Annotated in this window: 13 protein-coding genes; 8 read left to right on the forward strand and 5 right to left on the reverse strand. The window is 45.9% G+C overall.

What is annotated here, in order from left to right; all coding sequences use genetic code 11:
• Window positions 1–116 precede the first annotated feature (116 nt).
• From ONT08_RS15820 to ONT08_RS15835, 4 genes are all read left to right on the forward strand, one after another.
• Window positions 117–1,445: a TolC family protein gene (locus ONT08_RS15820; RefSeq protein ID WP_022120934.1), complete on the forward strand. Its 1,329-nt coding sequence runs from the start codon at window positions 117–119 to the stop codon at window positions 1,443–1,445.
• Window positions 1,446–1,543: 98 nt separating this feature from the next.
• The gene (locus tag ONT08_RS15825) at window positions 1,544–2,656 is read left to right on the forward strand and encodes an HlyD family secretion protein (protein ID WP_118200689.1); all 1,113 of its coding nucleotides are present in this window, start codon (window positions 1,544–1,546) and stop codon (window positions 2,654–2,656) included.
• Between the two features lie 29 nt (window positions 2,657–2,685).
• Window positions 2,686–4,380, forward strand: coding sequence for an MFS transporter (locus tag ONT08_RS15830; RefSeq protein ID WP_264960427.1), 1,695 nt, complete (start codon window positions 2,686–2,688; stop codon window positions 4,378–4,380).
• Window positions 4,381–4,483: 103 nt separating this feature from the next.
• Window positions 4,484–5,347 (forward strand): helix-turn-helix domain-containing protein, encoded by an 864-nt coding sequence (locus ONT08_RS15835; protein ID WP_181985822.1) that lies wholly within the window; start codon window positions 4,484–4,486, stop codon window positions 5,345–5,347.
• A 76-nt stretch (window positions 5,348–5,423) separates the two neighbouring features.
• On the opposite strand, the gene ONT08_RS15840 is transcribed toward ONT08_RS15835, so the two are convergent.
• From ONT08_RS15840 to proS, 3 genes are all read right to left on the reverse strand, one after another.
• Entirely contained in the window at window positions 5,424–5,816 is a 393-nt protein-coding gene (locus ONT08_RS15840) for a hypothetical protein (protein WP_254973816.1), read from the reverse strand.
• A gap of 156 nt (window positions 5,817–5,972) precedes the next feature.
• Entirely contained in the window at window positions 5,973–6,395 is a 423-nt protein-coding gene (locus ONT08_RS15845; protein WP_151200591.1) for a hypothetical protein, read from the reverse strand.
• Between the two features lie 47 nt (window positions 6,396–6,442).
• Window positions 6,443–7,924 (reverse strand): proline--tRNA ligase, encoded by a 1,482-nt coding sequence (gene proS / locus ONT08_RS15850; RefSeq protein ID WP_118085547.1) that lies wholly within the window; start codon window positions 7,922–7,924, stop codon window positions 6,443–6,445.
• Window positions 7,925–8,208: 284 nt separating this feature from the next.
• Here proS and ONT08_RS15855 point away from each other — a divergent pair, with 284 nt between their 5' ends.
• From ONT08_RS15855 to ONT08_RS15870, 4 genes are all read left to right on the forward strand, one after another.
• The gene (locus ONT08_RS15855) at window positions 8,209–8,898 is read left to right on the forward strand and encodes an OmpA family protein (protein ID WP_117587216.1); all 690 of its coding nucleotides are present in this window, start codon (window positions 8,209–8,211) and stop codon (window positions 8,896–8,898) included.
• A 36-nt stretch (window positions 8,899–8,934) separates the two neighbouring features.
• A complete protein-coding gene (gene mtgA / locus ONT08_RS15860; RefSeq protein WP_022120926.1) occupies window positions 8,935–9,669 on the forward strand; it encodes a monofunctional biosynthetic peptidoglycan transglycosylase in 735 nt (244 codons plus the stop codon).
• Window positions 9,670–9,719: 50 nt separating this feature from the next.
• Window positions 9,720–12,257 (forward strand): ATP-dependent helicase, encoded by a 2,538-nt coding sequence (locus ONT08_RS15865; protein ID WP_264960428.1) that lies wholly within the window; start codon window positions 9,720–9,722, stop codon window positions 12,255–12,257.
• Between the two features lie 248 nt (window positions 12,258–12,505).
• Window positions 12,506–13,303, forward strand: coding sequence for a hypothetical protein (locus ONT08_RS15870; RefSeq protein ID WP_264960429.1), 798 nt, complete (start codon window positions 12,506–12,508; stop codon window positions 13,301–13,303).
• A 554-nt stretch (window positions 13,304–13,857) separates the two neighbouring features.
• Here ONT08_RS15870 and ONT08_RS15875 read toward each other — a convergent pair.
• The gene (locus tag ONT08_RS15875) at window positions 13,858–14,004 is read right to left on the reverse strand and encodes a dehydrogenase (RefSeq protein WP_117586251.1); all 147 of its coding nucleotides are present in this window, start codon (window positions 14,002–14,004) and stop codon (window positions 13,858–13,860) included.
• 35 nt (window positions 14,005–14,039) lie between these two features.
• Window positions 14,040–15,554, reverse strand: coding sequence for a DUF4270 domain-containing protein (locus tag ONT08_RS15880; RefSeq protein ID WP_264960430.1), 1,515 nt, complete (start codon window positions 15,552–15,554; stop codon window positions 14,040–14,042).
• Between the last annotated feature and the right edge of the window lie 23 nt (window positions 15,555–15,577).

The following is a 15,577-nucleotide window of genomic DNA, read 5'->3' on the forward strand; positions in this document are numbered from 1 at the left end:
TCGGAAATTTTGAACATATTGTGATAAGATGTGAATAGTCTTTTATCACCGAAAAGCCGTACCTTTGCACCCAGATAATAAATGAAACGTAAATCAATAGAAATCATTAAGAAGAAATGAAGAAAATAATCATCTTATGTTTTGCGCTCGGAGCTTTCCATACACTTGGCGCACAGGAGACGCTTACGCTCAGCCAGTGCCTGCAGATGGCAGTGGATAACAACCTGTCGCTCCAGAGCAGCCGAAACGAAATAGCTAAGGGAAAGTACGCTATCAGCGAAAATCAGGCTAAACTCTATCCGCAGATCAATGCGGTGGCACAGCTCAACGATAACTTTACGCCACCTGTTTCGGTTACCGACGGCTCGGCTTACGGCAAGCCTTATAATGTAACCAAGACGTTGCAGTATAATGCATCGGCGGGTGTACAATTGCAGATGCCACTGTATAACCAGATGATTCTTACCGCCATCGACATCACCAAGATTGCCGATAAACTCAACCAACTCTCTTATGAGAAGGCGCGTGAAGATCTCATCGTGCAGACTGCCAAGATGTATTACATGGCGCAGAACACATCTGAGCAGATTCGTCTGACGGATGACAATATCAAGCGACTGGTAGAACTCAGAAACATTACCCAGGCTTTCTATGACAACCAGATGAGTCTGGAGGTAGATCTGAAGCGAGTGAATCTCAATATCGAGAACCTCACCGTGCAGCGCGATAACGCCATCGCCATGCTCGAACAGCAGTATACCATGCTCAAGTATGTGATAGATTATCCTGCCGAGAAGGAGATGAAGGTGACAGCCGTAGATCCGGGAAAGATTGAGATGGTGAAGGCTGACGGATTGGATACGGGACTCTACGAACTCCAGTTGCTGGAACAGAAGAAACTGCTCACCCAGAAGCAGACCAAACTTGCCAAGGACGGCTATCTGCCATCGCTCTCGCTGACCGGAAACCTGATGTATTCTGCCTTTACCGATAGGATAGATCACTGGATTCATTCGGGCGAATCAAACCACTGGTATGGTTCCAACGGTCTGGGCATTCAGCTGCGAGTGCCTGTATTCGATGGTTTTGAAAAGCGTTCTAAAATCAGAAAGGCGAAGATAGAGGAGGAGAATGCACGCATCGGTTACGAGGACGCCCTGAAGGGACTGCAGGCAAACTATATGAATGCGGTGAGCGAGGTGAATAACAGTCAGCGCAACTACAAGAAGCAGTTTGATAATTATACCATGGCTCAGGATGTTTACAACGTAACAGCCGACCAGTATAAGGAGGGTGTGGCTTCGATGACAGCGGTGCTGCAGGACGAGATGCGTATGAGCGAGGCAATGAACAATTATCTCACAGCCTACTATCGCTACAAGGTTGCCAATCTCTCGCTGCTCAAGTTGACTGGACAGCTCAACCAGATTTCGGTTGCTAAATAACGGAGAAGAATAAATCATTAAAAAATAAAACATAAACAGGAAAACGGGATGTAAAAAACTTTACTTCATATTCCCTGATTCCAAATTACAATAAAACTATGGAACAGAACGAAAATAAAAATGTAGAAACAGCAGAGGCTACACAGGTATCTCACGAAGAAACCAGGAAAAAACTCAAGAAACAGCGCGTAAGACAGATTATCGCCAGTCTGATAGGTGTTGCTATCCTGGCTTTCGGACTCTGGAAGATCGTTTGCCTCTTCCTCGATTATAGCTCTAACGAAACGAGCAATGATGCTCAGATAGAGCAATATATCTCACCGGTTAATCTCCGTGCATCCGGCTATATCGCCAAGGTATGCTTCAGAGAACATCAGGAAGTACACAAGGGAGATACCCTCCTTGTGCTCGACGACCGGGAGTATCGCATCCGTCTGATGGAGGCTGAAGCAGCCCTCAAGGATGCCAAGGCAGGAGCCAATGTTATCAACGCTACAGAGCAGACCACCGAGACATCAGCTTCTATCTATCAGGCATCCATCGATGAAATAAATGTACGACTTGCCAAACTTGCCAAGGACTGCGAACGCTATCGCAACCTGGTAGAAAAGAAGGCGGCTACTCCTATCCAGCTCGAACAGTTGGAGGTGGAATATGCTGCTACCAGGAAGAAACTCGAAGGGGTAAAGAAGCAGCAGGCTGCTGCCTATAAGGGAGTAAACGAGGTAACTACCCGCAAGCAGAATGTGGCTGCCTCCATCGAGCGTGCCGAGGCTGCCGTAGAGATGGCAAAGCTGAATCTCTCTTACTGTGTGGTTGTGGCCCCTTGTGATGGTAAACTGGGTCGCCGCTCTATCGAGGAGGGACAGATGGTAAATGCAGGAACCACCATTACCTATATCATCCCAACCAACAACAAATGGGTGATTGCCAACTATAAGGAAACCCAGATAGAGAATCTCTATGTTGGACAGAAGGTGCGTATGACCGTAGATGCCATCAGCAACAAGGAGTTTGAGGGTACGGTGACTGCCATTTCTGGTGCTACCGGTTCGAAATATTCGCTGGTACCTACCGACAATTCTGCTGGCAACTTTGTCAAGATTCAGCAGCGTGTGCCTGTAAGAATCGATTTCAACAACCTCAGCAAAGAGGATAATGAGCATCTTGCTGCCGGCATGATGGTGGTTGTCAAGGCTGAGAGAAAGTAAAAAACAGCTAGATGGAAATGAAGTAATATATGGAAGAAGAATATAAGAATTATCCGTTTTATGATTGGGTGCCCAAACCGCTCGGAATCATCTTCATGATCATCCTCTTCGTGCCGATGATTACGATGAGTGGTGTCTATTCTGCCAACAGCGGCGAGATGATGAGCGGGCTTGGCATCCAGTCGGAATACATCGCCTTTGCGGGTTTCTGCACCTCGATAGGAATGGCGGCTTTCTCGCCGTTCTTCTATGAACTGGTGTGCATCCGTAGAGAGAAGATGATGTGTATCGTGGGCTTCTCCATTCTCTTTATCCTCAGTTTCGTGTGTGCCCAGACCGACTCGCTGTTCATACTCGGACTGTGCAGTCTGCTGATGGGTTTTGTCCGTCAGACGCTGCTGATGGCGCATCTCTTCGTGCTCATCAGATACGGTTTCGGAATAGAGGCTACGAGGAATATCACGCCGGGATGCGAGCCTACTACCGAGGAAGCATGGGATGCGGTAGATTCGGAGAAGATGGTTTCGCAGCCGGTCATCTATCTCTTCTTCATGATTATCGGACAGTTGGGAACCTGGCTAACGGCATGGCTTGCCTATGCCTATGAGTGGCAGTATGTTTATCATTTCATGATGGCATTCATGCTGGCAGGCATCATCATCGTGTTCTTCACCATGCCTTATCATAAGTATCCGATGCCTAAGTTCCCGATAACGCTGTCGAAGTTTGGCAATGTTACGGTGTTCAGTATCATGCTCTGTTCGTTTGCTTACGTCATGGTTTTCGGTAAGACGCTCGACTGGTTTGATGATCCAATCATCCGTTTCTCTTCGGTGGTCTGTCTTATCTTTACCGCTCTGTTCATCTATCTGGAGAAGACGCGGCGTTCACCTTATTTCATCATGGAGGTGTTCCAGCTCAGGGTCATCAACTACGGCATCCTGCTCTTCTTCCTGCTGATGGTTTGCAATTCGAGTGCCATGTTTGTCAACGTGTTCACCAATGTGAGCATGAAGATAGACAACTGGCAGAACGCCACCTTGGGCAACTGGGTGATGGTGGGCTACACCGTGGGACTGATATTCGCCGTCATCGCCCGAGCCAAGAATATTCACCTGAAGTGGATGTACTGTCTGGGCTTCCTCTTTATCGGAGCCTATGCGCTGTACATGTATTTCGAAGTACAGAACGACGGCATGTATGAACGTATGAAATGGCCTATCATCATCCGTTCTACGGGAATGATGCTGCTCTATTCGCTCATCTCCACGATAGCCAACCAGCGCATGCCTTACCGCTTCATGTCAACCTGGGTTTGCATCATGCTTACCGTTCGTATGGTCATTGCCCCTTGCATCGGCTCTGCGCTCTATACCAATGTGCTGCAGCACAGGCAGCAGTATTATGTAACCCGCTTTGCCCAGGATTACGACCGCACGAGCATCGAGACGGCGAAGACTTACGACCAGACGGTGAGAGGCATGCAATATCAGGGCAAGAGTGTAACCGAGGCACAGAACATGGCTGCCATGAGTACGAAGGGAAAGGTACAGGTACAGGCCACGCTGGTGAGCATCAAGGAGATGGCAGGCTGGACCTTCTACGGCTGTCTGCTGTGTGCCGGACTGATGCTCGTTCTCCCTTGGCGCAAGCGCAATATCGGGGAACTGACGCGTGAGTATCTGCTGAAGAATGTAGATGTGAAATCTCTGGGAAGAAGGTAGTGGAGTGCTAAAATATCATAAAAGATACAGGCTGCTCATCTGATGAATGGATATTTTTGTTATCTTCGCAGTTAAATCTGAAGATAACAGACCCATATTCATCATGAAAATAACAGATAATATCATCATATACGAGGCTCATGAGTTTCCTCAGCTGTTGATGCAGCCTTTCTACTCCGACTATGTCGGAATCGTAATCTGTCATCAGGGGATGTTCCGTTTCTGTGTAGACGGAACATCCTTTGTTGCATCTGAGGGTGAAACCGTTTTCCTCTCCAAAGGAGTGATGTTTCATGTGCAGGAAGCGGGCAAGAACCTTAAATATACCCTTCTTTTTTACCGTGCTGAACAGATTCGTCACATGTTGGGCAATACCGTGGTTACCATGCGTCTCTATGCTACGATTTATCCCAAACCCTGCCATGTCAGGACGACGGGCTATGAGGATATGCTTACTTCTTATGCCCTGATGCTGAGGAAACTGGAGTTGGAAAAAGAGAAGAGTGGTGAACTAGATGCCTATTGTGTGCATGAGCAGAAACTGTTGCTGATGGCTGTTACGTATCGGTTGTGCAGCATCTTCTCGGCATCGTTCAAGGCTGCCGGCAAGGAGATGGAACGGAAGATTGCCATCTTTGAGTCGCTGGTGCTGCTGATAGAGAAGAACTATATGCGTGAGCGCAGTGTGGCTTTCTATGCAGACGAACTCTGTCTTACACCGAAATACTTGTCGGTACTGGTCAAGTCGGTTTGCGGTCAGACGGTCCAGCAGTTGCTTTTCAAGGCGATGATCCGTCGCAGTATCTATCTGATGAAGAACACCACGAAGACGATACAGCAGATAGCCAATGAACTCAGTTTTCCCAATGCTTCAGCCTTCGGAACCTTCTTCAAGAAACATACCGGTCTGTCGCCTAAGCATTACCGTAATTGGGAAGAGGGGAATGAACCGCCTTCTTTCAAATAAAGATTTCATCCTATACCATAAAATAAAAAAGGGACAGAGGAATTGTGCTGTCCCCTGTCCCGAAACTGTGATATAACTAAAACAACTGAGCGAAAGCTTCGGCTGTCTTTCCTGTATAGGTCTTCATCTCTGTAACCGGCTTGTAACCGAAATCCTTGAAAGCAAGGAGCTGTGTGGCAACAAACTGGTGGTCGTCAGAGATGCAAGCCTGTAACTTCATATTACCCATGCTGATGGCAGAAACAGGGAATTTGCTGATCGCTGTTTCTACATCTTTAGGGGCTGCACTGAGGATATTCTCAAGCTTTCTTCCATCTTCTGCAGAATATTCCTTCTCTTTTATCTTAATCACGCTGTTGGTAGGTTGATAGATGAGCTTGACAGTCAAACCCATGAAACCTTTCTTTACCTGTACATCCTGGAGTGCCAAAACATCAGCACCCATCTCTAAATGATTAATCTTTGCCATAATTTTATACTGTTATTTGCTTATTCTTAATTCTTGAAAAATAATATATATTGAACTGTTTTTTGTTTTGAATAGGGGTGTAACCAGTCTTATCGCAAATCTTAGGAAAGATGCGATAAACCTATATGATATTTTAAAAAGAGAAAAGAATAAGCACTAACAGAGCAGACGCCGCAGGCAAATGACATAATACTTGCTGGCGACATCAAAGTGGATTGGGGCAGTTTCCTGTCGGAAAGGCTCCATGCCACCTTCTATAGCTGATAAAAGGGATGATAAATAACGGATTCTATTTGTAAGCAATCTACTGGCAGTCTGACTGTTGTGCATGTTGCCACTTGGCAATAAGCGCTGCGGACGGCTGCTACAGATGCGGTAAGCAAGCTGTGAGGCGTTTTCAAGTTGTGCCTCAGGCTGGCTCTTGTCATACTCAACCTTCGCCAAACCATCTTTCTTATGGCTTGCATCTTCGGTATAAGAATCCTCGGGTGTAAAAGAAATAGAGGCAGCAGATACCTCTCCATAGCCTGAGAAGACCATGGACACCAGAAAAAGGATGTATAGTATCAACTGCCTCATATTAAATATATTATGGTATCAGGAGAATTTCCTGACACCGGGGATGATTAATAACTTCTTGCGATGATGACACGGGCTACGGCTGGCTTGCCGCTTACCATATCTACACCTGGAGTCTGCTCGTAAGCGAAAGGCACGCAGCGGATGGTAGCCTGAGTCTCTTCCTTAATCTTAGCCTCGGTCTCGGCTGTACCGTCCCAATGGCAGAGGAAGAAACCACCGTCCTTCACACGCTCCTTGAACTCCTCGTAGTTGTCGCACTCGTAAACGTGAGCATCACGGTAAGCACGAGCCTTCTCGAAGATATTCTTCTGGATGTCTTCCAACATATCCTTTACGCGCTCAACGATACCGTCGAAGCTTACGTTCTCCTTCTCCAAGGTATCACGACGCATAATCTCGATGGTGTTGTTCTCCAAGTCACGGCCACCCATAGCGAGACGTACAGGAACACCCTTCAACTCATAGTCAGCGAACTTGAAGCCAGGACGCTTTGCAGGGTTATCATCATACTTTACGGTGATGCCCAACTCGCGGAGCTGGTCAATGACAGGCTGCAACTTAGCAGTAATCTGAGCCAACTGCTCGTCGCCCTTGTTGATAGGAACGATAACCACCTGGATAGGAGCCAGCTTTGGAGGCAATACCAGACCGTTGTCATCGCTGTGAACCATGATGAGGGCACCCATCAGTCGGGTAGAAACACCCCATGAAGTAGCCCATACGTACTCAGGCTTGTTCTCCTTGTTCAAGTAGGTTACATCGAAACTCTTTGCGAAGTTCTGACCCAGGAAGTGAGAAGTACCGCTCTGGAGAGCCTTGCCATCCTGCATCATTGCCTCGATGGTATAAGTGTTGAGAGCACCTGCGAAACGCTCAGTCTCACTCTTCACACCCTGCAATACAGGAACACCCATGTAGTTCTCTGCAAACTCAGCGTAAACCTTGAGCATCTCCTGAGCCTTTGCCTCTGCCTCTTCCTTGGTAGCGTGGGCTGTATGACCCTCCTGCCAGAGGAACTCAGAAGTACGGAGGAACGGACGGGTACGCATCTCCCAACGCATTACGTTGCACCACTGGTTGCAGAGGATAGGGAGATCACGCCATGAATGAATCCAGTTCTTATATGTGTTCCAGATGATAGTCTCAGAAGTAGGACGGATGATGAGTTCCTCATCGAGCTTTGCATTAGGATCCACCTCAACCTCTGTACCATCCTCTGTAGAACGGAGACGGTAGTGGGTAACAACGGCACACTCCTTGGCGAAACCTGCCACGTGCTCAGCCTCACGAGAGAAGAAACTCTTCGGGATGAGGAGAGGGAAGTATGCGTTCTGTACACCTGTCTGCTTAAACATCTTGTCGAGCTGCTGCTGCATCTTCTCCCAGATAGCGTAACCGTATGGTTTGATAATCATACAACCACGAACTGGTGACAACTCAGCGAGATCAGCCTTTACTACCAAATCATTGTACCACTGACTGTAGTTGTCAGCGCGCTTGGTTAAATTCTTGAGTTCTTTAGCCATATTGCTTTTTTCTATTTATTTTGTTTTTTATTTCTTCTGTTATATATATTAAGGTATAAGCTTGAACCTTCATCATCTGCTGCCGGCAGTTCATCGGCCAACAGGTGTCTGAAATTCTATTTTTAGGGATTTTCCACCCCCAAATAGGTGATTTCCTAGCTCTATTTCGACAAATACCCTTAAATTTGCATGCAAAAATACAAAAAAATATTAGAAAACTCTCCATTATGGAGAAAAAAGAGTTATCTTTGCAATTAAATAACATAAATATAGGAGATTTTAAAATGAAAAAGACTAATTTTGCTGTTGCAGGCCTCTCTTTGTGCTTGCTTTTCTCTAGTTGTGGAACCAATCAGAAAACTGGTACAGCAGTAGGTGCCGGTTCTGGTGCAGCTCTGGGTGCTCTCGTTGGTGGATTGCTCAATAATAGCCATCGTGGTACAGGTGCTCTCGTAGGTGCTGCTATCGGTGCAGCTGTTGGTGGCGGTGCTGGTAACCTCATAGGAAAGCACATGGATAAGGTAAAGGCTGAGGCTGAACAGGTGAAGAATGCACAGGTTGAGACTGTAACAGATGCCAATGGCTTGTCTGCCGTTAAGGTAACATTTGCTTCTGGTATCCTCTTCCCAACTAACGGTTCTACTCTCAGCAGCAGCGCAAAGACTGATTTGGCTCAGTTTGCCGGTGTATTGAAGAACAATACCGACTGCGAGGTTTCTATCCAGGGTTATACCGATGCTACAGGTAATGATGGTATCAACTTGCCTTTGAGCCAGAAGCGTGCTGAGGCAGTTTACAACTATCTTGCTTCTTGCGGTGTTACCAGTCGTCAGGTAAAGAATGTTCAGGGTTTTGGTTCTGCTAACCCTGTAGTGAATACTACTGCTGCTTGTGCCCAGAATCGTCGTGTAGAGGTTTACATGTATGCTAGCCAGGCTATGATTAACGCAGCCAACAACGGTACATTGAAGTAATAACTTTCATGATCCTGGAAGGGAAAAAGCAAATAGATGATTTTGAAGAAAATCAAGAATATAGTAAAATGGGTGGTGGTGCTGTTTTTCAGTACCACCATTCTTGCTGTAGTGGCATATAGGTTCATTCCTGTATATGTCACTCCTCTGATGTTTATCCGATGCTTCCAGCAAGTAGCTGATGGAGAGAGTATTACCCTGCATCATCATTGGGTTTCGATGGATAAGATTTCGCCTCACATGCCTGTGGCGGTGATGGCGAGCGAAGATGCGAGATTCCTGAAGCATCACGGTTTCGACTTCAATGCCATCGAGAGTGCGGCGAAGAATAATGCACGTGGCGGAAAGGTGCATGGAGCAAGTACCATCAGTCAGCAGACCGCTAAGAATGTCTTCCTGTGGCCTGGCCGTTCATGGACCCGCAAGGGATTTGAGGTCTACTTTACCTTCCTCATCGAAATGATGTGGAGCAAGCAGCGCATCATGGAGGTTTATCTCAACAGCATTGAGATGGGACCGGGTATCTATGGTGTGGATGCGGTTGCAGAATATCATTTCGACAAGAAAGCGAAAGATCTGTTTCGTGGCGAGTGTGCGCTGATAGCAGCTACACTTCCTAATCCGCGCAAATTCAGTTCGCTGCATCCTAGCGCTTATATGAAGAAGCGCCAGCGACAGATAGAACATCAGATGAGATTTATCCCTACCTTCCCTCGTGAGGGCGAAGATTTCGACCCGGGCACGGCTGTGGGAGGATATAGGGGGAAGTGAAGAATGAAGAGTGAAGAATGAAGAGTGAAAAATCTGGTAAATATTGATTAATGGATTTACTGAACGACTTGAACGAAGCGCAGCGTGCTGCGGTAGAATATATTGACGGACCTTCGCTGGTGATAGCCGGTGCAGGTTCGGGTAAAACGCGTGTGCTTACTTATAAGATAGCTTATCTCCTTAGCCAGGGCATGAAACCCTGGAGCATCATGGCGCTCACCTTTACCAACAAGGCGGCAAGGGAGATGAAGGAACGTATCGGAAAATTGGTGGGAAATGATCTTGCCCAGCATCTCTATATGGGTACCTTCCACAGCATCTTCTCCCGAATCCTGAGAGCGGAGGCTGAGCATATCGGCTTCAACAACAACTTTACCATTTATGATGAAAGTGACTCGCGCTCGCAGATCAAGGCGATTGTGAAGGAGATGGGACTGGATGATAAGAAGTATAAGCCTGCTGCCGTTCATGCCAAGATTTCGATGGCGAAGAACAACCTGATGAGTGCTGCGGCTTATGAGAGCGATGCGGCTATCTTCGAGCAGAACAAGCGTGCGCAGATCCCTGAGGTTGGTAAGATTTTCGTGGCTTACGTGCAGCGCTGCAAGCAGGCCAATGCCATGGATTTCGATGATTTGCTGACGCTTACCTATCAGCTCTTCAGGGAACATGAGGATATTCGCCACAAATATGCCGCCCGCTTCGATTATGTCCTGGTGGATGAGTATCAGGATACCAACCACGTTCAGATGTCTATCGTCATGCAACTCTGTCAGGAGAAGCAGCGTGTTTGTGCCGTGGGTGATGACTCGCAGAGTATCTATAGCTTCCGTGGTGCCAATATTGATAATATTCTCAACTATCAGCGCCAGTTTCAGGGTACGCGTCTCTTCAAACTGGAACAGAACTACCGCTCTACCCAGACCATCGTTGAGGCGGCTAACAGTCTGATCAAGCATAACCGCAACCAGATTCCTAAGGATGTGTTCAGCGAGAATGCGAAGGGTGAGAAGATTCAGTATAAGCCTGCTTACAGCGACAAGGAAGAGGCGGCGATTGTGGCGAAGGACGTGAAGCGTATCCGGCGCGAGGATGGCTGCCAGTATAGTGATTTTGCCATTCTCTATCGTACCAATGCCCAGAGCCGCAGCTTCGAGGAGGAGTTCAGAAAGCAGGGTATTCCTTATCGCATCTATGGCGGACTGAGTTTCTACCAGCGCAAGGAAATCAAGGACATCATAGCCTATTTCCGTCTGGTGGCGAATCCGGATGATGAAGAGGCTATCAAGCGTATCATCAACTATCCGGCACGAGGAATAGGGGCTACTACGGTGCTGAAGATTGCTGACTGTGCCCATCAGAACCAGGTGAGTTTCTGGGCGGTAATCGGTACCCCTGAGCAGTATGGACTGGCGGTTAACAAGGGTACGATGAACAAGCTGGAAACCTTCAGATTGCTGATTTCTTCGTTTATCGAACGGGCTCAAACTACGGATGTCTATGAATTGGGTGATGCCATTATCAAGGAGAGTGGTATCAGTCAGGATATCATGTCGGGCAAGGATGCCGATGATCTGGCACGTCAGGAGAACCTGGAGGAATTCTTGAGCGGTATGTTGGCTTTTGTGGAGGAACGCCGTGAAGAGGGTAGGTTTGATGAACTCTTCCTGCAGGATTATCTGCAGGATGTGGCGCTGCTTACCGATGCTGACAGCGATGGTGATAAGGATGAACCTCGTGTTTCTCTGATGACGGTTCATGCTGCCAAGGGTTTGGAGTTTCCTACGGTCTTCGTGGTAGGATTGGAAGAGAATATCTTCCCGAGTCCGCTTTCTGCTGCTTCGCTCAGAGAACTGGAGGAAGAACGGAGATTGCTTTATGTAGCCATTACGCGAGCTGAGAAACATTGTATTCTGACGAACGCCAAGAACCGCTGGAGATATGGCAAGATGGAGTTTGATAATCCGAGTCGGTTTATCGATGAGATTGACGGCAAGTTGATAGATAGTCAGGATGAGGCTGGTGGAAACTTGTTTGGCTTTAGAGCAGAATCAAGACTTGGTTCAAGGTCTGGTTCAAGAGCTGATTCGATGTCTGACCAGCCGGAGTGGGCGAGAGCGCAACGTCCTCGCAGACCGTGGGAGGATGCTGAGCAGCCTAGATACAGTAGCAGGTATCAGAATTCCAAACCGGTAGCATCGCAGTTTGTAGCAGATCCTAAGCCTTCTCTCTTTGATGATGAACCAGAGACTTTACGTACTTCCGGACGCCCATCTCTCTCTGAAGGTAATTTCAAGTCTGTTAGGGCGCTGAATGCAGCTAAGCGTTATATGGAGACGCATTCCTCTCATCCTGCTTCTCGCGGTACTGGATTTTCTACAGCATCCGTTTCTTCTACAGCTTCATCTGCTGGCAGTTCTTCTTGTGGTTTGCAGGAGGGAATGAAGATTGAGCATCAGCGTTTTGGACGGGGAACGGTATTGAAGATTGAGGGAACTGGTGAGAATACGAAGGCTACAGTAGAGTTCGTTCATTCTGGTACCAAACAGCTTCTGCTGAAATATGCCAAGTTTACGGTTGTAGATTAAGCCTCGTATTTTACATTAGTAAGTACGAAATACAGACATCTATTCTTATTTGCAACGAGTATGTCTTTTGTCTGTAATTTTAGTTTTTTTACAAGATGTTAGGCTCTTTAGTACGTAAAAGTATTAAAGAGCCTTAATTTTTGCCACTATTATTCGTTTTTCTTATAACTTTTCTTTACTTTTGCACTTGTGTTTAAGAACGATATGAAAAAAATAATTTGATATAAGAACTAAGAAACAGAACGATTATGAAAAAAATAATGATGGTGGCAGTAATTCTGCTTACTAGTGTAGGGAGTGTAATGGCGCAGAGCGATTACAAGCGCGGTATCTTTAACCATGTAGGTCTTAACGTGGGTGCAGGTACCGAGGGTATTAGTGTAGGTGTGGCTGCTCCTGTTACTAACTTCCTTGAGGTAGAAGCAGGTGTGAACATCATGCCATCTTTTAAACTGTCTGGCGATTTGGATGTAGATATCAATATGCCTCAAGAATCTGATATTCAGTACCCAACCAGTGGAACCGTTCATGCAGAAGGCTCATTCGACCGTACCACCTTTAATGTAAAGGCTAATCTGTATCCATTCGGTGGTGGCAGCAAGTTCTTTATTGCTGCTGGTTTGTCTATTGGTGGTGAGAAGATTGCTGAGGTTACCGGTTCTTGTGATGAACTTCGTAAGTTCTCTGAGAACAACTTGCATACTCCTGAATTGAAGGATCAGTTCCGTAAGGCTATATCAGCCAACTTGGGTGGTTATAACCTGGAGCTCGATGAGAACTATAACCTTCAGGGCGATATCCGTTGCAAGAATGTTCGTCCATACCTTGGTTTAGGTTTCGGTCGTCTGGTTCCTAAGAACCGTATCGGTTGCCGCTTAGAGTTGGGTTGCCAGTTCATGGGCAAGCTCAAGGTTTACCAGAATGGTAACGAGATAGATATCAATAAGGCATTGGAAGATGCTGGCGAGGATGATCTCTCTAAGTTCGTAAAAGACTTGAAGGTTTATCCTGTTTTGAAGTTCTCTCTTACAGGTAGAATCTTATAATATAGATAAAGAGTTATAAAAATAGATTGGGCAAGGCCAGAGATGGCCTTGCCCTTTTTGTTTCTATATACTATAAATTGAAAAAGCGTCCCCGCAGTAGCCTCACGGTCACTACGGGGACTTATATTACTAACATCTAACTTTAATTTAAAACAAATTCTTTAAGAGAGAGTATAGTCTCCATTATCTATAAACATAAACCAAGTATCTCATATATTGCAAGTAACTTGTATCCTGCAAATATCTTGTATCCTTAAATGCAAGTTCTTAGAAAAGTTAAACCCATAGACCAGTATCTCTACTAATATCTCGATTATTTTTATTTTATTGCTTTTTGTCTGTTTAATATTTAATACTTTTAAGTTCACAATGCAAAGATATATAAAAAATGGGTAAACTCCAAATTAATTTTGCTTGATTTTGTAATAAATGGCTTTTATTGTATTTATGCGGTGGTTTTTAAGAGTTAACCGGTAAAGCTAAGAGGGTGTATCATAAACATTCAAATGCTTTATGATACACCCTCTTTCTCAGGATTCTGAATATTTTCTTGTTTATAACGCTTCGTCTTCAGGACGTGGCATCTGTGTCTGGGGTTTCTGGTTCTTGCCTGACTTCATGAATAGTTTCTTTTTCTTGAGCCATGCAGCCTTTCGTATTTCGTATTCTTCGCGATGACGCTCCAAAAAATTATCTGCCATGTTTCGTTTCCTTTTTTACTTTGCGTTATGAATGCTTATTCTTCTTTAAACTTACTGTAAATCACCTTGATTCGGATCGGACCAGATGCTACCTTCTTACCAGTCTTCTCGTCTTTGGTATAATCCTTGTCAGGATCATTCGTACCCACGATGAGTCGGGTAGAAGCGAGTGACATATCGTGATTAATCTTGGAGATGACGGTAGTATATCCCTGTGTGGTTGTGATGACGTTTACAGGAACCAGCACTACTATATTCCAGTTAGGATGCTCATTCATCCAGTTGGCATTCTTCTTCTCGCCCTCAGCCTTGTTCTTATACATGGCAGAAACCAGGTTGGCGATATTCTGGAATGTATAGGCATTCTTGTAGGTGCCGGTTCTGCTGTAGCTTGCCGTATAAGAAGTACGATTGTCTGCCAACTTGCTCTTTTCGAAGAACGACTGCAAACTGTCTTTCTGTACCATCAGGATGGTGCTTGGTGTAGCAAAGTTATATGCGTTGTCTTCGTCTGCATTGTTGAGTCGTGGGAAGGAGATGGATGCTGTATTGAGCGTATCCTTCTCATGACCTCTCATGATGTCTTCGATAGGGAGGGTAACCTCGGTGAAGATACCTGCTGGTGACTTGAGGTAAGTACAGTTCGGCTGACTTGCCAACTGCTCCAGGTTTTTGGTATCATTCTCAATCTTGTTGAGCTGCAATACCTCTTCTGTACCATCAAAACGGTTGTATCCGATGCCTACAGCTGTACTGTCTGTAACGCCGTCCATTGCCTTGATGGTCTTGTGGCGGGTCCAGTAGAAGATAAGCTCTGTATTCCAGATTTTAGCCATGTTACCCGTACCGCCTACATTCTTGATGAAGAAGCCAGGGCAGACGTTGTGCAGGAACTTGTAATTGGTCTTGAAGTACTCAGGATGTTCTGCGTATGTTTGCATGATGTAAGAACCATAGTTCTTGTATCTCTTACCATCTTTCTTGTACTCCTTATTCAAGTAAATCTTGAAGTTCTTGACATCTGATGTATTGCTCAAGTTGTAATTACTGCTCCAATGCTGGTTGTTTTCGCTTACCCAGCCTTCCTTGAAGGCATCATAATCAGAGTAATACTCCTGATCTTCTGCCATCGGCTCTGTCATCTCATAAGCTGTCACCTTCATTGGGGCGATGGTATCACCATAGCTGGCATTGTATGAAATCAGGAGGTAGCATGAGTCTGCTTCGATAGAACCGTTGTTTGCCTGCTTGATGTAATCGAGTGTATCTACATCGAAAGTAGGCAATACGCTCAACTGGGTCATGTAGTCGCCCTTTACATAGTTGCCGGTTTCCGGGTCTTTCATCTTTCCGATGAGCCCCGTGTTGTTGCGGCTCAATACGGCACCTGCTACTATAGACTTTGTGGTAACATTGAACGCTGAGTCAGAAATGTTAATGTTGTCTATCTTATTAGTGATGCTACCACCGATTTCCTCGGTGGTATCATCACATGCAGCGAAAGTAAGCGCTGCTATTACTAATACTGTTAAGAGTCTAAAAATTTTCATTATCCTTGTATGTATGTGTCTCT

The organism is Segatella copri, assembly GCF_026015465.1.
GTDB lineage: Bacteria > Bacteroidota > Bacteroidia > Bacteroidales > Bacteroidaceae > Prevotella > Prevotella copri_E.